Annotated in this window: 19 protein-coding genes; 5 read left to right on the top strand and 14 right to left on the bottom strand. The window is 73.0% G+C overall.

Annotated elements, in window-relative coordinates; translation table 11 throughout:
* Positions 1-89: 89 nt before the first annotated feature.
* Positions 90-266, bottom strand: coding sequence for a hypothetical protein (locus tag P3H78_RS33470; RefSeq protein ID WP_438827888.1), 177 nt, complete (start codon positions 264-266; stop codon positions 90-92).
* Between the two features lie 58 nt (positions 267-324).
* Entirely contained in the window at positions 325-1230 is a 906-nt protein-coding gene (locus P3H78_RS01680) for an SGNH/GDSL hydrolase family protein (RefSeq protein ID WP_276106898.1), read from the bottom strand.
* Positions 1231-1487: 257 nt separating this feature from the next.
* On the opposite strand from P3H78_RS01680, the gene P3H78_RS01675 reads away from it, so the two are divergent.
* A complete protein-coding gene (locus tag P3H78_RS01675) occupies positions 1488-1982 on the top strand; it encodes a DUF3145 domain-containing protein (RefSeq protein WP_276106897.1) in 495 nt (164 codons plus the stop codon).
* A gap of 99 nt (positions 1983-2081) precedes the next feature.
* On the opposite strand, the gene P3H78_RS01670 is transcribed toward P3H78_RS01675, so the two are convergent.
* From P3H78_RS01670 to fasR, 5 genes are all read right to left on the bottom strand, one after another.
* Complete coding sequence (locus tag P3H78_RS01670; protein ID WP_276106896.1) at positions 2082-3353, bottom strand: beta-ketoacyl-[acyl-carrier-protein] synthase family protein; 1272 nt, start codon at positions 3351-3353, stop codon at positions 2082-2084.
* Between the two features lie 125 nt (positions 3354-3478).
* Positions 3479-3727 carry an acyl carrier protein gene (locus P3H78_RS01665; RefSeq protein ID WP_018545314.1) on the bottom strand — a complete coding sequence of 83 codons (249 nt, stop codon included), beginning with the start codon at positions 3725-3727 and terminating at the stop codon, positions 3479-3481.
* A 100-nt stretch (positions 3728-3827) separates the two neighbouring features.
* Positions 3828-4859: a ketoacyl-ACP synthase III gene (locus P3H78_RS01660; protein ID WP_276106894.1), complete on the bottom strand. Its 1032-nt coding sequence runs from the start codon at positions 4857-4859 to the stop codon at positions 3828-3830.
* Between the two features lie 20 nt (positions 4860-4879).
* The gene (locus P3H78_RS01655) at positions 4880-5797 is read right to left on the bottom strand and encodes an ACP S-malonyltransferase (protein WP_276106893.1); all 918 of its coding nucleotides are present in this window, start codon (positions 5795-5797) and stop codon (positions 4880-4882) included.
* Between the two features lie 89 nt (positions 5798-5886).
* Positions 5887-7092: a fatty acid biosynthesis transcriptional regulator FasR gene (fasR, locus tag P3H78_RS01650; RefSeq protein ID WP_276106892.1), complete on the bottom strand. Its 1206-nt coding sequence runs from the start codon at positions 7090-7092 to the stop codon at positions 5887-5889.
* A gap of 87 nt (positions 7093-7179) precedes the next feature.
* On the opposite strand from fasR, the gene P3H78_RS01645 reads away from it, so the two are divergent.
* Positions 7180-7857, top strand: a complete 678-nt coding sequence (locus P3H78_RS01645) for a pirin family protein (protein ID WP_276107322.1) — start codon at positions 7180-7182, stop codon at positions 7855-7857.
* Between the two features lie 2 nt (positions 7858-7859).
* Here the strand turns inward: P3H78_RS01645 and P3H78_RS01640 are convergent, their stop codons facing one another.
* Both P3H78_RS01640 and P3H78_RS01635 read right to left on the bottom strand, forming a co-directional pair.
* Entirely contained in the window at positions 7860-8678 is an 819-nt protein-coding gene (locus P3H78_RS01640; protein WP_276106891.1) for a serine hydrolase domain-containing protein, read from the bottom strand.
* A gap of 18 nt (positions 8679-8696) precedes the next feature.
* The gene (locus P3H78_RS01635) at positions 8697-9167 is read right to left on the bottom strand and encodes a GNAT family N-acetyltransferase (RefSeq protein ID WP_276106890.1); all 471 of its coding nucleotides are present in this window, start codon (positions 9165-9167) and stop codon (positions 8697-8699) included.
* A gap of 97 nt (positions 9168-9264) precedes the next feature.
* Here P3H78_RS01635 and P3H78_RS01630 point away from each other — a divergent pair, with 97 nt between their 5' ends.
* Both P3H78_RS01630 and P3H78_RS01625 read left to right on the top strand, forming a co-directional pair.
* Positions 9265-9768, top strand: coding sequence for a MerR family transcriptional regulator (locus P3H78_RS01630; RefSeq protein WP_276106889.1), 504 nt, complete (start codon positions 9265-9267; stop codon positions 9766-9768).
* Entirely contained in the window at positions 9765-10781 is a 1017-nt protein-coding gene (locus P3H78_RS01625; protein ID WP_276106888.1) for an aldo/keto reductase, read from the top strand. The genes P3H78_RS01630 and P3H78_RS01625 overlap by 4 nt, the downstream gene beginning before the upstream one ends.
* A 66-nt stretch (positions 10782-10847) precedes the next feature.
* On the opposite strand, the gene P3H78_RS01620 is transcribed toward P3H78_RS01625, so the two are convergent.
* The 3 genes from P3H78_RS01620 to P3H78_RS01610 all read right to left on the bottom strand — a co-directional run bounded on the left by P3H78_RS01620 (position 10848) and on the right by P3H78_RS01610 (position 13777).
* On the bottom strand, positions 10848-11699 hold the full coding sequence (locus tag P3H78_RS01620) for a DUF4429 domain-containing protein (RefSeq protein ID WP_276106887.1): 852 nt from the start codon (positions 11697-11699) through the stop codon (positions 10848-10850).
* 66 nt (positions 11700-11765) lie between these two features.
* The gene (locus tag P3H78_RS01615; protein ID WP_276106886.1) at positions 11766-12983 is read right to left on the bottom strand and encodes an alpha/beta hydrolase; all 1218 of its coding nucleotides are present in this window, start codon (positions 12981-12983) and stop codon (positions 11766-11768) included.
* Positions 12984-13108: 125 nt separating this feature from the next.
* Positions 13109-13777, bottom strand: a complete 669-nt coding sequence (locus tag P3H78_RS01610; RefSeq protein ID WP_276106885.1) for a TetR/AcrR family transcriptional regulator — start codon at positions 13775-13777, stop codon at positions 13109-13111.
* Positions 13778-13900: 123 nt separating this feature from the next.
* On the opposite strand from P3H78_RS01610, the gene P3H78_RS01605 reads away from it, so the two are divergent.
* The gene (locus P3H78_RS01605; protein WP_276106884.1) at positions 13901-15517 is read left to right on the top strand and encodes an MFS transporter; all 1617 of its coding nucleotides are present in this window, start codon (positions 13901-13903) and stop codon (positions 15515-15517) included.
* 194 nt (positions 15518-15711) lie between these two features.
* Here P3H78_RS01605 and P3H78_RS01600 read toward each other — a convergent pair whose 3' ends face one another.
* Both P3H78_RS01600 and aceE read right to left on the bottom strand, forming a co-directional pair.
* Positions 15712-16614, bottom strand: coding sequence for a potassium channel family protein (locus tag P3H78_RS01600; protein WP_276106883.1), 903 nt, complete (start codon positions 16612-16614; stop codon positions 15712-15714).
* A 118-nt stretch (positions 16615-16732) separates the two neighbouring features.
* The gene (gene aceE / locus P3H78_RS01595; RefSeq protein ID WP_276106882.1) at positions 16733-19480 is read right to left on the bottom strand and encodes a pyruvate dehydrogenase (acetyl-transferring), homodimeric type; all 2748 of its coding nucleotides are present in this window, start codon (positions 19478-19480) and stop codon (positions 16733-16735) included.
* Positions 19481-19505: the final 25 nt, after the last annotated feature.

Genomic DNA, 19505 nt, shown 5'->3' with positions numbered 1-19505 from the left:
CCCGGTCCGGGACCTGACACCCGGGCCGGGGCTCGTGGCCCCTCCCGCGGGCCCCGGCGGCTGCGGCCGTCGCGCCGGGCAGGCCCGCTTCACGGCGCCGTGGAGCCGTGCACGGTCTCCGAGCGGTGGACCGCGCCGGGCCGCAGCACGGTGGACGGGGGGTCCGGCCGGTCGGGGGAGTCCGGGAAGTGCCGCACCCCGCCCCGCTCCAGGGGCAAGCGGTGGACCGGGGTGCCGTCGGGAAGTGCGCCGAAAAGATCGTTCATGTGCGAAACCCTGGAACCCGGCCCGTACCCGGGGCCCCGGATGGCGGGACGGGAGGGCCTAGGAGACGGGGTCCTTCGCGGTGACCGTGCGGTAGGCGATCTCGGCGATGCGGGCCTGGCCGTCCCGGCTCGGGTGGAACCAGTCCCAGTGGCTGAGCTGGTCCGTGCCGAAGCGGTAGTCGTACACCGCGTTGTGGTCGAAGCGGCACCGGCGGTCCTTCGCGCAGACCTCCCTCAGCACCCCGTTGTACGCCTCCACCCGCGCCTGCACCGCGTCGCGCCGCTGCGTCGCCGCCGTGTCCAGGGCGTCGGCGTCGCCCAGCATCGACCGGCAGAACCCCAGCTTCCACACCTGCTTGCCCAGCGGGTTGGTCCGGCCCTGCGACCACAGCCGCTTCAGGTTCGGCACGCTGGAGACGTACACCTCCGTGCCGGGCAGGGACTGACGCAGTGTCCTCATCGCGTCCTGGAACTGGCCGCGGAAGTCCGCCACGGACGTCATCGCGCCGACGGACGAGCGGCAGGCGTCGTTGGCCCCCGCCATCACCGTCACCAGCTGCGGCCGGTGCGGCACCGCCTGGTCCATCTGGTCGGCCAGATCGGCCATCCGGGAACCGGTCACCGCGTAGTTCCAGCTGCGCTCGGCCGCGCCGGTCACCCCCAGCAGGCGCACCGCCAGGCTGTTGACGGCCGTGTCACCCCCCGTGGCCCACGAGGAGTCCGGGCAGTCCGACAGCACCATGCACGCGTCGAACCCGCGGGTGATGGAGTCGCCGACGGCGACGATCGAGTCCGGGCTGGTGTCCCACACCGGCGTCGGCGTCGGCGACGGCCGCGCCGCCTCCGTGCTCGCGCCGCCCGGCCCCGAGGCGTCGTCACCGACGATGCCGCAGCCCGCCGTCGCCAGCGCGGCGGCCGCCAGGACGGAGACGCGGACCCGCCTACGGTGCCTTCGCTTCCGCATCGTGTGAGGTCCCCTCGGTCGTCGTCGCAGTGCTGTCCCCTCCATAACAACGCCTGGAGGTTCCCGAGCCCACCCGATCCGACGCTCCGGACCCGTACAAGCGTCCCCCTGGGTGAATGGCGGGCGTTTCCGGCCCCCCGGACCGACGGTACGTCACACTCCTTGCCCCGCCACACGGTAGCCTCGCCCTCAACGTGGCCCACCGGCCACAGCCGTCCGCCCGCCCGCACCATGTCCCGCTCTGCCCGGAGGTTCCGGTGACGACACGTGGAGTTCTGTACGTGCACTCCGCGCCGCGCGCGCTGTGCCCGCACGTCGAGTGGGCCGTCGCCGGGGTGCTCGGCACGCGCGTCAACCTCGACTGGATCCGGCAGCCCGCCGCCCCCGGGACCTGGCGCTCGGAGTTCTCCTGGCAGGGCCAGGCAGGCACCGCCTCCAAGCTCGCCTCCGCGCTGCGCGGCTGGCAGCTGCTCCGCTTCGAGGTCACCTCCGAGCCCTGCCCCACCGCCGAGGGCGAGCGCTACAGCTGCACCCCCGACCTCGGCATCTTCCACGCCGTCACCGGCATCCACGGCGACATCCTGATCCCCGAGGACCGGCTGCGCGCCGCCCTGGTGCGCTCCCAGCGCGGCGAGACCGACCTGGAGGCCGAGCTGGCCAAACTGCTCGGCAAGCCCTGGGACGACGAGCTGGAGTCCTTCCGCCACGCCGGCGAGGGCGCCCCGGTGCGCTGGCTGCACCAGGTGGTCTGACCCCGCCCCCACCCGGCCGCCCCCGCGCGACACGCCGGGCACCCGACGCGAAAGGGCCCCCACCGACCGGTGGGGGCCCTTTCACACGACCGGCGGTGCTCAGACCGTCCGGAACGCGAGCACCACGTTGTGGCCGCCGAAGCCGAACGAGTCGTTCAGCGCCGCGATCCGGCCCTCGACGGGCAGCTTGCGCGCCTCGCCGCGGACGACGTCGGCGTTCGCCTCGGCCTCGGGGTCGATGTTCTCGACGTTGATCGTCGGCGGGGCGAGGCGGTGGTACAGGGCCAGCACGGCCGCCACGGACTCCACGCCGCCCGCGCCACCGAGCAGGTGGCCGGTCATGGACTTGGTGGCGGAGACCGCCATGTGGTCGGCGTCGTCGCCGAAGACCTTGCGCAGCGCCTTCAGCTCGGCGATGTCACCGGCCGGCGTCGACGTGGCGTGCGCGTTGACGTGCACGATCTCCGCCGGGTCCAGGTCGGTGCGGTCCATCAGGTTCTGCAGGGCGTGCGAGATGCCGCGGCCCTCCGGCTCCGGCTGCACGATGTCGTGGCTGTCGGCGGAGACGCCCTGGCCGACCGCCTCCGCGTACACGCGGGCGCCGCGCCGGGCGGCGTGCTCGGCGGACTCCAGGACGATCACGCCGGCGCCCTCGCCGAGGACGAAGCCGTCCCGGGCGACGTCGTAGGGACGCGAGGCGCCCTGCGGGTCGTCGTTGTTCTTGGACATCGCCATCATGTTGCCGAACGCGGCGATCGGCAGCGGGTGGATCGCCGCCTCCGTGCCACCCGCGACGACGACGTCGGCGCGGCCGGTGCGGATCATCTCGATGGCGTAGCCGATGGCCTCGGCGCCCGACGCGCAGGCGGAGACCGGGGTGTGCACGCCCGCACGGGCGCCCACGGCCAGACCCACGTTGGCGGAGGGGCCGTTCGGCATCAGCATGGGCACGGTGTGCGGGGAGACGCGGCGGACGCCCTTCTCCTTCAGCACGTCGTACTGGTCCAGCAGGGTCGTCACACCGCCGATGCCGGAGGCGATGACGGCGCCGAGCCGGTCGGGGTCGACGCTGTCGTCCTCACCGGCACGGGCCGTGAAGCCGGCGTCGGCCCAGGCCTCCTGCGCGGCGATCAGCGCGAACTGCGCGGAGCGGTCCAGGCGGCGCGCCTGCGGCCGCGGGATGACCTCGCTGGGCTCCACGGCGACGGGGGCGGCGATCCGGACGGCCTGGTCGGCCGCCCAGTCCTGCTCGAGGGGCTTGACGCCGGACCGGCCGGCGACCAGGCCCTCCCAGGTGGAGGCTGCGTCGCCACCCAGCGGTGTGGTTGCGCCGATACCGGTGACGACCACGGTGCGATTGGTCGAGCTCACGGGAATTCTTTCTCCAACGGATACGAGGATTCAGCGGCGCCACCGCCGGGTGGCGGGGCAGATGGCCCGGGGCGCCGGCCGGCGGGCCGGCCGGCTCCGGGTACTCAGCCCAGGTGATCGGCTGATCAGGCCTGGTGCTTGAGGATGTAGTCGGTGGCGTCACCGACGGTCTTGAGGTTCTTGACGTCCTCGTCCGGGATCTTCACGTCGAAGCGCTCCTCGGCGGCGACGACGACCTCGACCATGGACAGCGAGTCGACGTCCAGGTCGTCGGTGAAGGACTTGTCCAGCTGGACGTCCTCGGTGGGGATCCCGGCGATCTCGTTCACGATCTCCGCGAGACCGGCGACGATCTCTTCCTGAGTGGCGGCCATGTCGGCGCTCCTTCGTTGATATCCAGAATGTGCGGCGCCCGCCGCGTCAGCGGCAGGTTGGTGCGTGTCCGTGCCGGACGCATGATCCGGCACGGAGTGCCTAGGGGAGGGTAACGACCGTGGCGGCGTACACCAGACCCGCCCCGAATCCGATGACGAGCGCGGTGTCGCCGCTCTTCGCCTCACCGGTCGCCAGGAGCCGCTCCATCGCGAGCGGGATCGAGGCGGCCGAGGTGTTGCCGGTGGTGCGGATGTCACGGGCGACCGTGACGTGCTCCGGCAGTTTCAGCGTCTTCACCATCGAGTCGATGATCCGCACGTTGGCCTGGTGCGGGATGAAGACGTCCAGGTCGTCCGAGCTGATCCCGGCCGCGTCCAGCGCCTGCTGGGCGACCTTCGCCATCTCGAACACGGCCCAGCGGAACACCGCCTGGCCCTCCTGCGTGATCGCAGGGAACTTGACGTTGCCCTCGCTGTCCAGGGGGAGCTCGGACACATCGCCGATCCTGAAGCGGTCCCAGGGCACGGTCTGCTTGATCGTCTCGGACTTGTCGCCCTCGGAGCCCCACACGGTCGGGCCGATCGCGGGTTCCCGGGACGGGCCGACCACGACCGCGCCCGCACCGTCGCCGAACAGGAAGGCCGTGGCGCGGTCCTCCAGGTCGGTCAGGTCCGAGAGCCGCTCGACGCCGATGACCAGCACGTACTCCGCCGAACCCTCGACGACCATGCCCTTGGCGAGGGTGAGGCCGTAGCCGAAGCCGGCGCAGCCCGCGGAGATGTCGAAGGCGGCCGCCCGGTCGGTGCCCAGCTTGTCGGCGATCTCGGTGGCGACGGCCGGGGTCTGGCTGAAGTGCGACACCGTGGAGACGACCACCGCGCCGATCTGCTCGGCGGCGATCCCGGCGTCCGCGATCGCCTTGCCCGCGGCCTCGACCGACATCGCCGCGACCGTCTCCCCGGGGCCCGCCCAGTGCCGGGTCTCGATGCCGGAGCGCGAGCGGATCCACTCGTCGGACGAGTCGATCTTCTCGAGGATCACCTCGTTGGGCACCACCCGCGTGGGCCGGTAGCCGCCCACGCCGAGGATGCGCGCATACGGGGCACCCTTGCTGGGCTTGATCTTCGACATGGTCGGTCGGCTCCTCAGGGTCAGGCGCGGGTGTGCTCGGCGATGAGTTCGCGGGCCGCGTCGAGGTCGTCGGGGGTCTTCAGCGCCAGCGTCCGGACGCCGGGCATCGCCCGCTTGGCGAGCCCGGTGAGCGTGCCGCCGGGGCACACCTCGACGAGCGCGGTCGCGCCGATCTCCTGGAAGGTCCCCATGCACAGGTCCCAGCGGACCGGGTTGGCGACCTGGCCCACGAGCCGGTCCAGCACCTCGCCGCCGGTCGTGACGACCGAGCCGTCGCGGTTGGAGACGTAGGCGACCTTCGGGTCGGCCGGCGCGAGCGCCGCGGCGGCCTCGGCCAGCCGGTCCACCGCCGGTGCCATGTGGTGCGTGTGGAAGGCGCCGGCCACCTTGAGCGGGACGATCTTGCGCACCCCCTCGGGCTTGTCCTCGTTCAGCGCGGCGAGCTGCTCCAGCGTGCCCGCGGCGACGATCTGGCCGGCGCCGTTGATGTTCGCCGGGGTCAGACCCAGCTTCTCCAGGTGCGCGACCGAGACCTCGGGGTCGCCGCCGAGCAGCGCCGACATGCCGGTCCCGGTGATCGCGGCCGCCTCGGCCATCGCCAGGCCGCGGGTGCGGACGAGGGTCAGCGCGGCGACCTCGTCGAGGACGCCCGCGAAGACGGCCGCGGTGATCTCGCCCACGCTGTGGCCCGCGACCGCGCCGGGCGCGATGTCACCGAGTGCCGCGGCGGACAGGAGTCCGGCGGCGACGAGCAGCGGCTGCGCCACGGCGGTGTCGCGGATCGCGTCCGCGTCGGCCTGCGTTCCGTAGCGGGCGAGGTCCAAACCGATGGCGTCCGACCACGCGGCGACGCGGTCGGCGGCGCCGGGCAGTTCGAGCCAGGGAGTCAGGAAGCCGGGCGTCTGGGCGCCCTGGCCGGGAGCGACGAGTACGAGCACTCTCACACTCTCTCTTGGGGACGGGCGCGGCCGCCCGTGGGGACAGGGACGAAGAACACGAAGGGGTTTTGTGGGCCTCCGACAAAAGGCTAGGCCTGGGTATCCCCATCGGCCAGACGCCCCAGGATCAGTGCGATCCGCAGCGTGAACGCGGATCGTACATCGGATGGTGACCAACCGGTGACGTCAGTCACACGTCGGAGCCGGTAGCGCACGGTGTTCGGGTGAACGAAGAGCATGCGTGCCGCGCCCTCCAGGCTGCTCGCCTGTTCCAGATAGACGCTGAGCGTTTCCAGCAGCGCGGAGCCGGCCTCCTCCAGCGGTCTGTAGATCTCCTCCACCAACTGCTCGCGTGCGCTCGGATCACCGGCGATGGCGCGCTCCGGCAGGAGGTCGTCCGCCAGGACGGGCCTCGGGGCGTCCTGCCAGGCGGAGCACGCCTTCAGCCCGGCGGCCGCCGCCTGCGCGGACCGGGTGGCGGCGAGCAGGTCGGGCACGATCGGGCCGGCCACGACGGGTCCGGCGGCGTACGGGCCGATCAGCGACTTGGCGACGGCCAGCGGGTTGTCGCTGCCGCCGGCGATGACGACGAGCCGGTCGCCGAGCACCCCGGTCAGCACCTGGAGCTTGGCGTGCCGGGCCGCCCGCCGGATGGCCTCCACGGTCAGCTCGGAGTCGCCGTCCGGTGCGGTGCCCAGCACGACGCACACGTGCTCCGGGGAGTTCCAGCCCAGCGCGGCGGCACGCGAGACGGCGCCCTCGTCGGCCTCGCCGGACAGCACCGCGTTGACCACGAGGGACTCCAGCCGGGCGTCCCACGCGCCCCGGGCCTCGGCCGCCTGTGCGTACACCTGGGCGGTGGCGAAGGCGATCTCCCGGGCGTAGACGAGCAGGGCCTCGCGCAGCACCGACTCGTCGCCGGGCGCCGCCACCTCGTCGATGGCGGACTCCATGACCTCGATGGTGGTGCGCACCATCTCCACGGTCTGCCGCAGCGTGATCGCCCGGGTCAGCTCCCGGGGCGCGGTGCCGAAGACGTCGGTGGAGATCGCCTGCGGGGCGTCGGGATAGCGGAACCACTCGGTGAACGCGGCGATGCCCGCCTGGGCGACCAGCCCGATCCAGGAACGGTTCTCCGGGGGCATGGCCCGGTACCACGGCAGCGTCTCGTCCATGCGGGCGATGGCCTGCGCGGCGAGCGATCCGGCGGACTTCTCCAGCCGTTTCAGGGTCGCCGCGTGCTGGTGGACGCCGTGCACTGCAGCTTCGGGCTTGCGTGATTCGGGTTCGGGCACGGGGACAAGACTGCCTTATCCGGACTCCCGTGCGTGCCGCCGGGTGGCCGCCCGGGTCCCCGGTGCAGGTCTACGGTGGTGTGCGTGATGGACGTACGGCGCGCGGACGAGCGGTACCGGGGAGGCGAGGAGGCGGCCGGGATCGACTCCTGGCACGCCTTCTCCTTCGGCCCGCACTACGACCCCGGCAACCTCCGCTTCGGTGCGGTGATCGCCTGCAACGAGGAGCGCCTCGCCCCCGGTGCCGGCTTCGGCGAACACCCGCACAGCCACACCGAGATCGTCACGTGGGTGGTCGAGGGCGAGCTGACCCACCGGGACTCCGCGGGCCACGTGACGGTGGTCCGCCCCGGCGACGTGCAGCGGCTGAGCGCGGCGGGCGGCGTCCGCCACGTGGAGCGCAACGACGGCTCCCGGCCGCTGACCTTCGTGCAGATGTGGCTGGCGCCGCTGCGGCCGGGCGGCGACCCGGCCTACGAGATCGTCCGCGGCATCGCCGACTCCACGCCGTACGCGGTACCGGAGGCGGGGGCGATGCTGCACGTGCGGAGGCTCGCAGCGGGGGAGCGCACCGCGGTTCCCGACGCGGCCCGCCTCTACGTGCACGTGGTCCGCGGCGAGGTGCGCCTGGACGGCACCGTGCTCGGGCCGTCGGACGCCGCCCGGATCACGGACGCCGAGGGCGTGGAGGCCGTCGGCGTCACCGACGCGGAACTGCTGGTGTGGGAGATGCCCGGGACCGGCGAGGACCGGTCCGGGGCCTGAGGTCAGCGCAGTTCCGCGAGGACCGCGTCCGTGAAGGCCGGCCAGGCCTCGACCGCCCACGGTCCGAACGCCCGGTCCGTCAGGGCCACGCAGGCCGCCTGCGCGGCGGGGTCGATCCACAGGAAGGTGCCGGACTGGCCGAAGTGGCCGAAGGTGCCCGGGGAGGACGAAGAGCCCGTCCAGTGCGGGGACTTGGCGTCCCGGATCTCGAAGCCGAGCCCCCAGTCGTTGGGGTTCTGGTGGCCGTAGCCCGGCAGGACGCCCTTGGTGCCCGGGTACTGGACCGTCATCGCGGCCGCGACCGTGCGCGGGTCCAGCAGACGCGGCGCCTGGACCTCGGCGGCGAACCGCAGCAGGTCCTCCACCGTGGACACGCCGTCCCTGGCGGGGGAGCCGTCCAGCCGCGTCGCCGTCATGCCGAGCGGCTCCAGCACCGCCTCGCGCAGGTACTCGGCGAAGGGGATGTCGGTGGCCTTCGCGACATGGTCCCCGAGCTGCTCGAAACCGGCGTTGGAGTACAGCCGGCGCTCCCCGGGGGGCGCCGTCGCGCGGTGCTCGTCGAAGGCCAGGCCCGAGGTGTGCGCGAGCAGATGGCGCACCGTCGACCCGGGCGGGCCGGCCGGGTCGTCGAGTTCGAGCGCGCCCTCCTCGTAGGCGACGAGGACCGCGTACGCGGCCAGCGGCTTGGTCACGGACGCCAGCGGGAAGGGCCGTCCGGCCGGGCCGTGGGTGCCCAGGACCGTGCCGTCCGCCCGGACGGCACCCGCCGCCGCGGTGGGAACCGGCCACTTCTCGATCGACGCCAGGCTGTTCAACGACATGGTGCCGAGCCTATGCGGTCACAGCGTCAGCTCCAGCAAGGGGTCGGGCTTGGGCCGGAAGCCGAGCGAGGCGTACAGCGCGGCGCCGTCGGCCGACGCGGTGAGCTGGACGCGCCCGGCCCCGCGCGAGCGGAACCACTCCAGCAGCGCGTCCATGCCCGCCCGCGCGTACCCGCGGCGGCGCGCGTCCGGGTCGGTGGCCACACTGAACACGTAGCCGACCGTGCCCCGCGGATTGCCCGACCGCCCGATGCGGTACTCGACCGTCCCGGCCACCAGCGCGGCCAGCGTCCCCGGCCGCCCGGGGTGGTCCACGACGAACGCCGCGAAGTCCCCCTCCGGTTCGGTGAGCCGGGCCCGCAGCGTGGGCAGGGACTCGGCATGCCAGTCGGTGGAGGGGTCGGCGGCGGACATCGAGTCGATCATCACCTGGCGCAGCCGCAGGACTTCCTCGGCGTCCTCGCGGCGGGCCCGTCGCACACAGCTCATGGGGCGCACGCTAGCCACCGGGACGGCCGTGCGTCCTGTGCTTTTCTTACCCGTCCCGCTTGCTTGGAGTGCACTCCAGCGTTCTAGCGTGGAGGTCATGACGGTGACGCAGACCACGGCCGCGGCACCCGGTGGGACCGGGGGACACGCGGCACCGGCCGCGGACGGGGTCCGGATCTGCTCCGGACCGCCCCCGCACCCCCGTCCCGAGGGGCAGGACAGCTACTCGATCAGCGAGGTCGTCGCCCTGACCGGGCTGACGGCCCACACCCTGCGGTGGTACGAGCGCATCGGCCTCATGGCGCACGTGGACCGCTCGCACACCGGCCAGCGCCGCTACACCAACCGCGACCTGGACTGGCTCGACCTCGTCGGCAAGCTCCGGCTCACCGGCATGCCGGTGGCGGACATGGTCCGGTACGCCGAGCTGGTGCGCGAGGGCGAGAGCACCTACGCGGAGCGGCGCGCGCTGCTGGAGGCCACCCGGCGGGACGTCCTGAACCGGATCGCCGAGCTCCAGGACACGGTCGCGGTGCTCGACCGCAAGATCGGCTTCTACGCGGACGCCGGACGCCACCCCGAAGCGGAGAGGACACGATGAACGACAGCAGGATCCCGGCGGCACGGCTCGGCGAGGGCGGCCCGCAGGTCGGCGTCCAGGGCCTGGGCTGCATGGGCATGAGCTTCGCCTACGGCCCGACGGACGCCGACGCCGCGCGCGCCACCCTGGAGCGGGCCCTGGAACTGGGCGTGACGCTCTACGACACGGCGGACGCCTACGGGGCCGGGGACAACGAACGGTTCCTCGCACCGTTCTTCGGGGCGCACCGCGACGAGGTGGTCGTCGCCACCAAGTTCGCCGTGTCGATCCCGCCGGACGAGCCCACGAAGCGGATCGTCCGCAACGACGCGCCCTACGTAAGGGAGGCCGTCGACGCGAGCCTGAAGCGCCTCGGCGTCGACGTCATCGACCTCTACTACATGCACCGGCGCGACGTGGACGTCCCCATCGAGGACACCGTCGGGACCATGGCCGAGCTGGTGCGCGAGGGCAAGGTGAAGCACCTGGGGCTCAGCGAGGTCACGGCCGGCGAGCTGCGGGCGGCGCACGCCGTGCACCCGATCGCCGCGGTGCAGTCGGAATGGTCGCTGTTCAGCCGCGACATCGAGGCGCAGGTCGTGCCGGCCGCCCGCGACCTGGGCGTGGCGCTGGTGCCGTACTCGCCGCTCGGCCGGGGCTTCCTCACGGGCGCCCTCACCGACGCGCCGACGGAGCTGGCGAGCGACGACGTGCGCCGCACGCTGCCCCGCTTCCAGGGCGGCAACGCGGCCGCGAACGCGGCGCTGCTGGAGCCGGTGCGCGCCGTCGCCGCGGCCCACGGCGTCTCCCTCGCGCAGGTCGCGCTGGCCTGGGTGCAGCAGCAGGCGTCCGTGCACGGCCTCACCGTCGTCCCGATCCCGGGCACCCGCAGGCCGCAGCGGGTGGAGGAGAACACGGCGGCCGCCCGGATCGCCCTGACCGACGACCAACTGGCGCTGCTGGAGCCGATCGCGGCGAAGGTCTCCGGGACGCGCTACCCCGACATGCGGTTCGCGTCGGCGGGCCGGGAGTAGCCGTCGCGCCCAAAGCGGCCGCTCGCTCCTCCGGGCGCCCGGCCGCCGGGGCCGCGCCGGCCCGCGCTACAGCTCCGCCAGCAGCTCCGCCTTCTTCGCGGAGAACTCCTCGTCGGTGACGAGCCCCGCCTCGTGCAGCTCCCCGAGGTGGCGGATGCGCTCGGCGATGTCCGCGGGATCGCGGCGCCCGGCCGCGGCCGCGGCCGGGGTGGCCGGGGCGCTCTCCCGCACCGCCGCCAGCACGGCCGCCGCGAACGGCAGCGACTCGTGCACCGGGCCGTAGCCGAGCCCGAAGACGACCGTGGCCGGGTCCTGGTCCGGCTGCGCGGGCGCGGCGGTGCCCGGGTCGCGGGGCAGCAGCCGCAGATGCCCCTCGACGGCCTCCGAGGAACGCCATTCCACCCCGCCGAGCGCGTCCACCGGGAAACTCTGGTCGCCGGCCTTCCACTTCGCCGACGACGCGCCCGTCCACGACCACCGGAACCGCACCGCCGAGCCGTCGAAGGACGCCTTGGCGTCGTACGCCTTGAACTGCAGCGGCGCCTCGGGCGCGGCCACCAGGTGGCGGTCGGCGGGCCCGGTGTCGGTGATCCGGGAGCGCAGTGCGTCCGCGCAGTGCTCCGCGAGCGCCGCGCGGTCGGCGGGCAGCACCAGCCGGTACGGGTCGCAGCCCTCCTTCAGCTGGCCGTCGGCCGCGTCCATCAGCGGATCGGCGCCCGCCCGGGGCTCGGCCCGCAGGACGACCGTCCCGCGCCGGCCGGGGGAGAGCGTCACCCCGGCGAGCGCCTGGAGCGGCACCCGGCGCTCCCCGAGCGCCTGGAACAGCTTCGGCGTGCGAATCCCCCGTTCGTAGCGGATGAGCACGGAATCGGACGCGAACTCCCAGGCAGCATGAAATCCGGCCAGTACGTCACCCATGCGGCTCATCGTAGGCGGCACGAGCCCTTCCGTCCCTCCCCGCGCGGACCGCACTTCCTGCTGTCTCTACGCGCGTCCGGCCTTCGCCGTACGGGGCAGACCGCCCCGGCAGGCATCGTCGTCGTGGGCGCAGCGCACCGAGTGGTAGGCGCCGACGCCGATCTCCGCGAAGTTGGCCAGACTCGTGGTGCCCGGCTGGAAGTAGCCGGCGTGGCCCTGTGCGCCCCGCGCCGACAGCACCCGCGCCCCGAAGGCCGCGGAGACCGGGTCGGCGCCGTGGCCGAGCCCGCCGAGCTCCATGTACGGCACGTCCTGGATCCAGTCGGTGGCGTCCCGCATCGCCCACACGCGGGCGGAGGTCCGCAGGTGGGACGCCCTCTGCACGCGCATGCCGGGGCTGGCCGCCACGGCTATGTCGGACACCCGGCCCGGCAGCGAGGGCGCGGCGACCCCGCAGACCACGGAGCCGTAGCTGTGGCAGAACAGGGCGACCGGCGCGCGGCCGGGCAGGGCCCGCAGCAGCGCGTTCAGCCGGACGGCGCCGTCCTCGGCGCGCACCCCGGTGGCGGCGTCCACACCGAGCCCGCTCGGCGCGGTGTAGTCGGCCCAGGCGATCACGGCCGTACGCGTCCGGGGGCTCGCGGTGCGCTCGGCGCCGTAGAGCGAGGACGCCATGCCGACCGGCGCCGAGTAGGGGCGCCCGGTCTTCTCGAAGGTGAGCAGGTCGGTGTCGACACCGGGGACGACCACGGAGACCCGCTCGGCCCGCCGCAGGTCGCCGAAGACCTCGGCCACCCGGCCCGACCCCTCCGGGTCGAACGCGAGGATCTGGCGGTCCTCGGCCATCAGCGCGGTGAAGCGGTGCATGCGCTGGCCGGCGTCCTGCTGCCCGGCCGGGGTGAGCCGGCTGTCGTGCATGCGGGCGAGCTCGGTCGTGCGCGCCGTGTGCAGCGCGAGGCGGTTCGCCTCGTAGCGCAGGTCCACCGGGGCGCCGTTCATGTTGCCCACCGCGAGCGGGTAGCGGTGGACGAGACGGCTGCGATCCTCGGCGGTCAGAGCGGCGAAGAACCGCGCCAGCCGCGACGGCGAGGCGTCCGGGCCCGGCAGCCGCTCGCCGTGCAGGCGCCCGTGCTGCCACGCGGAGCGGGAGTCCTGCAGTGCGGTACTCCCGCGGTGGCTGTGCACGGCCGTCCAGCCCGTGGTCGCGAGCATCACGAAGACCACGGACAGGGCGAGCAGAGCCCGCCAGACATTGAGGGGCGGGGAGGTGTCGAAGGAAGTCACTGGGAGGACACACTAGGAGAACGAGCGGGTCTCGCGTTAACCGAGTGGCGGGGATCACGTTTCAGAAGGCGTGACAAGTCCCTCAGTCCGTACGCCAGTTCAAGATCGACGCTTCGCACGTCCGTTCAAGGCCGGGTGTCCGCCCGCCAGTTCCCGGCGAGCGCCGGACCCACCTGGTCGAGGTGGGCGGCGGTGAGCGCGCGCATCTCCTCCAGGCCCAGGTCCTCGCCCGTGCTCCACAGCCGGCCCGTGACGCGCATCACCGCGCCGAAGACGGCGACCGCGAGGCGCGGGCGCGGGTCGGTGTCCACGTCGAGGCCCTCGCGCGCGGCGAGCAGCCGCGCGATCTGCTCCTCGGTCCGCGCCGAGCGGCCCAGGTGCGCGGCCAGCAGCACGGGCGTCGACTCGATCACCCGGAACATGCGCAGGTACAGCTCGACCGGTACGACCGCGCCGACCGCGTCGCTGATCGTGTCCCAGCCCTCCAGCACGGCCCGGCGCAGCGCCTCCAGCGGGGCCTCCCCGGCCGGGCGGCCGCGCAGCGCGGTGACGAAGTGGGCCTCCACCATGTCCTGCAGGGCGAAGGCGGCGTCCTCCTTGCCGGCGAAGTGGCGGAAGAAGGTGCGCTGGGAGACGTCGACGGCCTCCGCGATCTCGTCGACCGTCGTCCGCTCGTACCCCTGGGTGGTGAACAGCTCGAGCGCGGCCCGCAGCAGCGCGTCCCGGGTGCGCCGCTTCTTGCGCTCACGCAGTCCCGGCCGCGGTGCCGCCTCGGCGGTCTCCGCCGTCTCCATGTGTCTCCCGGGTCGGTGCGGTGAACTGTTTCCCCAGCTCAGCTTAAGGGCGGGGTGACGTGTCAGTTACCGACGAGTGAATTGGTTTGTCAACTGTCAGTCGCTGTCATTAACCTCCAGGGTATGACTAGTCAGACCATCGAAACGACGGGGCCCGGGGACGGCACGCCGGCGGACCCGTCGGACGCCGCGCCCCCCGCGGGGCTGCGGGGGCATCCGTGGTTCACCCTGATCACCGTCGCCGTGGGCGTCATGATGGTGGCCCTGGACGGCACCATCGTGGCGATCGCCAACCCGGCCATCGCCAAGGACCTCGGCGCGAGCTTCTCCGACGTCCAGTGGATCACCAACGCCTACTTCCTCGCCCTGGCGGTCTCGCTGATCACCGCGGGCAAGCTCGGTGACCGCTTCGGGCACCGGCAGACGTTCCTCGTCGGCGTGACCGGCTTCGCCGCCGCCTCGGGCGCCATCGGCCTGTCCCACAGCATCGCGATGGTCGTCACCTTCCGCGTCTTCCAGGGCCTCTTCGGCGCCCTGCTGATGCCCGCCGCGCTCGGCCTGCTGCGCGCCACCTTCCCGGCCGAGAAGCTCAACATGGCCATCGGTATCTGGGGCATGGTCATCGGCGCCTCCACGGCGGGCGGCCCGATCCTCGGCGGTGTCCTCGTCGAGCGGGTCGACTGGCAGTCGGTGTTCTTCGTCAACGTGCCGGTCGGGGCCCTGGCCCTCCTCCTCGGCGCGCTGATCCTCGCCGACCACCGCGCGGAGAAGGCGCCCCGCTCCTTCGACGTCCTGGGCATCCTGCTGCTGTCCGCCGCGATGTTCTGCCTGGTCTGGGCGCTCATCAAGGCCCCGGCGTGGGGCTGGGGCGACGGCCGCACCTGGGCCTTCGTCGCGGCCTCCGTGCTCGGCTTCGCCGCGTTCTCCTTCTGGGAGACCCGGGTGCGGGAGCCGCTGATCCCGCTGGCGCTCTTCCGCTCCGTCCCGCTGTCGGCCGGTGTGGTCCTGATGGTCCTCATGGCCATCGCCTTCATGGGCGGCCTGTTCTTCGTCACCTTCTACCTGCAGAACGTGCACGGCATGAGCCCGATCGACGCCGGCCTGCACCTCCTGCCGCTCACCGGCATGATGATCGTCGGCTCCCCGCTCGCCGGCGTGCTGATCACCAAGCTCGGTCCGCGCGTCCCGCTGGCCGGCGGCATGATCGCCACCGCCGTCGCCATGTACGGCATGTCCACGCTCAAGGCGGGCACCGGCAGCGCCACCATGTCGCTGTGGTTCGCGCTCCTCGGCCTCGGCCTGGCACCGGTCATGGTCGGCGCCACCGAGGTCATCGTCGGCAACGCGCCGATGGAGTTGTCCGGGGTCGCGGGCGGACTCCAGCAGGCCGCCATGCAGATCGGCGGCAGCCTCGGCACGGCGGTGCTCGGAGCCGTGATGGCGTCCAAGGTCGACCACGACCTCGCGGGCAACTGGACGGGCGCGGGCCTGCCCCCGCTCGCACCGGCCCAGCTGGACCGGGCGTCCGAGGCGGTCCAGGTCGGGGTGGCTCCGGTGCCGCCGGGCACCCCCGCAGCCTTCGCCGAGAAGATCACGTCCGTCGCGCACGACACGTTCGTCTCGGGCATGAGCCTCGCCTCCCTGGTCGCCGCGGCGGTGGCGGCCGCGGCGGTCGTGGTCGCGCTCTTCACCAAGCGCGGCCGGAACGCCGAGGCGGGCGCAGGCGTCGGCCACATCTGACCGCCCGGATTCCCTCATCAGGGTGACTCCGCTCAAGATCGCTCGCCCCCGGCGCGCGCCGCAGGTCACAGTGGGTCACGTCCTCCGCAGGGATGGAGGACGCCACGGCTGCGGCGCGCTGCCGGAGGGGGGCAGCGCGCAGGCAGCGGTGGTCGAAGACGGGCACCGGGGCCTGCCCCCCGGTCCGCCCCGGCTCACCACTCCGGAGCCGAGCCCTCCGGCAGGACCCCGCTGCGCGGCTCGCGCAGCGGCCTCCACTCCACCGGGTGGGGCTCCGCCCCCGCCGTCCGCCGGGCCGCGTCCGGTCCCGGGGGACCGGACGGCGCCGGCTGCGCCGACCGGGTGACCGGCGCTTCCTGCGCGGACCGTGCCGGACGAGCGGCGAGCGCGGCCACCTGCGCCCGCAGCGCCCGCACCTCCTCCGTCAGCCGCTCGATCGCCTCCGTCTGCCGCCGTTCCTCCACGTCGTCCTTCTCGAACCGGGAGATGAACCAGGCGGCGATGTTCGCGGTCACCACACCCAGCAGGGCGATCCCGGACAGCATCAGCCCCACGGCCAGCATCCGCCCGAGCCCGGTGGTCGGCGCGTGGTCGCCGTACCCGACGGTCGTCATCGTCGTGAACGACCACCAGACCGCGTCCCCCAGCGTCCGGATGTTGCCGTTCGGCGAGTCCCGCTCCACCGACAGCACCGCCAGCGAACCGAACATCAGCAGCCCGACCACGGCCCCGGCCACGTACGTCGTCAGCCGGATCTGCTCCGCCATCCGCGCCCGCCGCCCGACCAGCAGCACGGTCGCCACCACCCGCAGCAGCCGCAGCGGCTGCAGCAGCGGCAGCACCACCGCGCACAGGTCCAGCCAGTTGCGGCGCACGAACTCCCGCCGCTGCCCGGTCAGCGACAGCCGTACCAGGTAGTCCGCCGCGAACGAGCCCCACACCACCCACTCCACGACCGTGCACGCCGTCGTCACCGCCCGGCTCGCGGAGGCGTCCACGATCGGCACCGCGTAGGCGGCCGCGAACGCCAGCGCGAGCGCCAGCAGGGGCCGTTGAGTGCGCCGCTCCCAGCGGGTCCGCGCCGAGTTGTGCTCCATGGCCGCATCGTAAGGAACCGGGAGGAAGCGGACGCGGGGAAGGGCGGCGGAGCCGAGGGCCCCACCGCCCTTCCGGTGGTCCGGCGGGCGCACCGTCCGGTGCGCCCGGCGCGCCTTCCTACGCGTCGCCTCCCGCCGCCCCCGGGTCCGCCGCCGTGACGTCCAGAAGCTGGTAGCGGTCGACGGCCTGCTTCAGGACCGAGCGGTCGAGGCGGCCCTCGCGGGCCAGTTCGGTCAGGACGGCCACCACGATGGACTCCGCGTCGATGTGGAAGAAGCGGCGGGCCGCGCCGCGGGTGTCCGCGAAGCCGAAACCGTCGGCGCCGAGCGACTGGTACGGGCCCGGCACCCAGCGCGCGATCTGGTCGGGCACCGACCGCATCCAGTCGGAGACGGCCACGAACGGGCCCTCGGTCTCACCGAGCCTGCGGGTCACGTACGGCACCCGCTGCTCCTCCTCCGGGTGCAGCAGGTTGTGCTCCTCGCAGGCCACGGCCTCGCGGCGCAGCTCGTTCCAGGAGGTGGCGGACCAGACGTCGGCCCGCACGTCCCAGTCCTCGGCGAGGATCCGCTGCGCCTCCAGCGCCCACGGCACCGCCACGCCGGACGCCATGATCTGCGCCGGCATCGAGCCCGTCGCGCCGGGGCTCAGGCGGTGGATGCCCTTGAGGATGCCCTCGACGTCCACGCCCTCCGGCTCGGCCGGCTGCTGGATCGGCTCGTTGTAGACCGTGAGGTAGTAGAAGACGTCCTCGCCGTGCGGGTGTTCGGCGTCGCCACCGTACATCCGGCGCAGGCCGTCCTGGACGATGTGGGCGATCTCGTACCCGTAGGCCGGGTCGTACGCCACGCACGCCGGGTTGGTCGAGGCCAGCAGCTGCGAGTGGCCGTCCGCGTGCTGCAGGCCCTCGCCGGTGAGGGTCGTCCGTCCCGCGGTGGCACCCAGCACGAAGCCGCGCGACAGCTGGTCGGCCATCTGCCAGAACTGGTCGCCGGTGCGCTGGAAGCCGAACATCGAGTAGAAGACGTACACCGGGATGAGCGGCTCGCCGTGCGTCGCGTAGGCCGAGCCCGCCGCGACGAGCGAGGCCGTGCAGCCCGCCTCGGAGATGCCGTCGTGCAGCATCTGCCCGGTCGGCGACTCCTTGTACGCCAGCAGCAGGTCGCGGTCCACGGACTCGTACTGCTGGCCGAGCGGGTTGTAGATCTTCGCACTCGGGAAGAAGGAGTCCATGCCGAACGTGCGGTACTCGTCCGGCGCGATCAGCACGAACCGCTTGCCGAGCTCCTTGTCCCGCATGAGGTCCTTCAGCAGCCGCACGAAGGCCATCGTGGTGGCGATCGACTGCTGTCCCGAGCCCTTCTTCACGGACGCGTACGCCTTGTCGTCCGGCAGCTGCAGCGGCTGGGAGCGCACGACCCGGGTCGGCACGTAGCCGCCGTGCGACCGGCGCCGGTCGTGCATGTACTGGATCTCCTCCGAGTCGCGGCCCGGGTGGTAGTACGGCGGCGGGCCGGACTCCAGGTCCCGGTCGGAGATCGGCAGGTGCAGCCGGTCCCGGAAGCGCTTGAGGTCGTCGACCGTCAGCTTCTTCATCTGGTGCGTGGCGTTGCGGCCCTCGAAGTTCGGGCCGAGCGTCCAGCCCTTGATCGTCTTGGCCAGGATGACGGTCGGCTGGCCCCTGTGCTCCACCGCCGCCTTGAACGCCGCGTAGATCTTCCGGTGGTCGTGGCCGCCGCGCCCCAGGTGCAGGATCTGGTCGTCGGTCATGTTCTCGACCATGGCGCGCAGCCGGTGGTCGTCGCCGAAGAAGTGCTCGCGGATGTACGCGCCGGACTCGGTGGCGTACGTCTGGAACTGGCCGTCCGGCGTGGTGTTCATCCGGTTGACCAGGATGCCGTCGCGGTCCTGGGCCAGCAGCGGGTCCCAGGTGCGGTCCCAGATCAGCTTGATGACGTTCCAGCCGGCGCCGCGGAAGACCGACTCCAGCTCCTGGACGATCTTGCCGTTGCCGCGCACCGGGCCGTCCAGGCGCTGCAGGTTGCAGTTGACCACGAAGGTCAGGTTGTCCAGGCCCTCGCGAGCGGCGATGGAGAGCTGGCCGAGCGACTCCGGCTCGTCCATCTCGCCGTCCCCGAGGAACGCCCACACGTGCGACCGGGAGGTGTCGGCGATCCCGCGCGCCTGCATGTAGCGGTTCATCCGGGCCTGGTAGATCGCGCCGATCGGGCCGAGGCCCATGGAGACCGTCGGGAACTCCCAGAAGTCCGGCATCGAGCGCGGGTGCGGGTAGCTGGAGAGGCCGAAGGGCGCCTTGGACTTCTCCTGGCGGAAGCCGTCCAGGTGCTGCTCGGTGAGGCGGTCCAGCAGGTAGGCGCGGGCGTAGATGCCCGGCGAGGCGTGCCCCTGGAAGAAGACCTGGTCGCCGCCGTCGCCCTCGTCCTTGCCCCGGAAGAAGTGGTTGAAGCCGACGTCGTAGAGCGAGGCGGAGGAGGCGAAGGTCGCGATGTGGCCGCCGACGCCGATGCCGGGCCGCTGGGCGCGGGAGACCATCACCGCCGCGTTCCAGCGGGTCGCGTTGAGGATCCGGCGCTCGATCTCCTCGTTGCCCGGGAAGAACGGCTCGCTCTTGGTGGGGATGGTGTTGACGTAGTCCGTACTGCGCATCTCCGGGACGGCCACGCGCCGCTCGCGGGCGCGCTCGATCAGCCGGAGCATGAGAAAGCGGGCCCGCTCCCGGCCCCGCTCGTCGACGGCGGCGTCGAGCGAGTCGAGCCACTCCCGGGTCTCCTCGGGATCGAAGTCAGGAACCTGACTCGGAAGGCCGCCAATGATGATCGGGTTTCGATCGGATCCGGAAGCCACGCTGGTCCTTACCTGTCAGAGGGCG

Origin of the sequence: Streptomyces tropicalis, assembly GCF_029269835.1 — a bacterium.
Classification (GTDB): Bacteria; Actinomycetota; Actinomycetes; order Streptomycetales; family Streptomycetaceae; genus Streptomyces; species Streptomyces tropicalis.
The sequence above is the reverse complement of the archived record's forward strand: the minus strand, read 5'-3'. Positions and strand labels throughout refer to the sequence as shown.

Excerpts from the sequence above, each read along its gene's own strand:
- P3H78_RS33470 (WP_438827888.1), bottom strand. The coding sequence starts at position 266 with ATGAACGATCTTTTCGGCGCACTTCCCGACGGCACCCCGGTCCACCGC.
- P3H78_RS01680 (WP_276106898.1), bottom strand. The coding sequence starts at position 1,230 with ATGCGGAAGCGAAGGCACCGTAGGCGGGTCCGCGTCTCCGTCCTGGCG.
- P3H78_RS01665 (WP_018545314.1), bottom strand. The coding sequence starts at position 3,727 with ATGGCCGCCACTCAGGAAGAGATCGTCGCCGGTCTCGCGGAGATCGTG.
- P3H78_RS01660 (WP_276106894.1), bottom strand. The coding sequence starts at position 4,859 with ATGTCGAAGATCAAGCCCAGCAAGGGTGCCCCGTATGCGCGCATCCTC.
- P3H78_RS01645 (WP_276107322.1), top strand. The coding sequence starts at position 7,180 with ATGGACGTACGGCGCGCGGACGAGCGGTACCGGGGAGGCGAGGAGGCG.
- P3H78_RS01640 (WP_276106891.1), bottom strand. The coding sequence starts at position 8,678 with ATGTCGTTGAACAGCCTGGCGTCGATCGAGAAGTGGCCGGTTCCCACC.
- P3H78_RS01635 (WP_276106890.1), bottom strand. The coding sequence starts at position 9,167 with ATGAGCTGTGTGCGACGGGCCCGCCGCGAGGACGCCGAGGAAGTCCTG.
- P3H78_RS01630 (WP_276106889.1), top strand. The coding sequence starts at position 9,265 with ATGACGGTGACGCAGACCACGGCCGCGGCACCCGGTGGGACCGGGGGA.
- P3H78_RS01625 (WP_276106888.1), top strand. The coding sequence starts at position 9,765 with ATGAACGACAGCAGGATCCCGGCGGCACGGCTCGGCGAGGGCGGCCCG.
- P3H78_RS01620 (WP_276106887.1), bottom strand. The coding sequence starts at position 11,699 with ATGGGTGACGTACTGGCCGGATTTCATGCTGCCTGGGAGTTCGCGTCC.
- P3H78_RS01610 (WP_276106885.1), bottom strand. The coding sequence starts at position 13,777 with ATGGAGACGGCGGAGACCGCCGAGGCGGCACCGCGGCCGGGACTGCGT.
- P3H78_RS01605 (WP_276106884.1), top strand. The coding sequence starts at position 13,901 with ATGACTAGTCAGACCATCGAAACGACGGGGCCCGGGGACGGCACGCCG.
- P3H78_RS01600 (WP_276106883.1), bottom strand. The coding sequence starts at position 16,614 with ATGGAGCACAACTCGGCGCGGACCCGCTGGGAGCGGCGCACTCAACGG.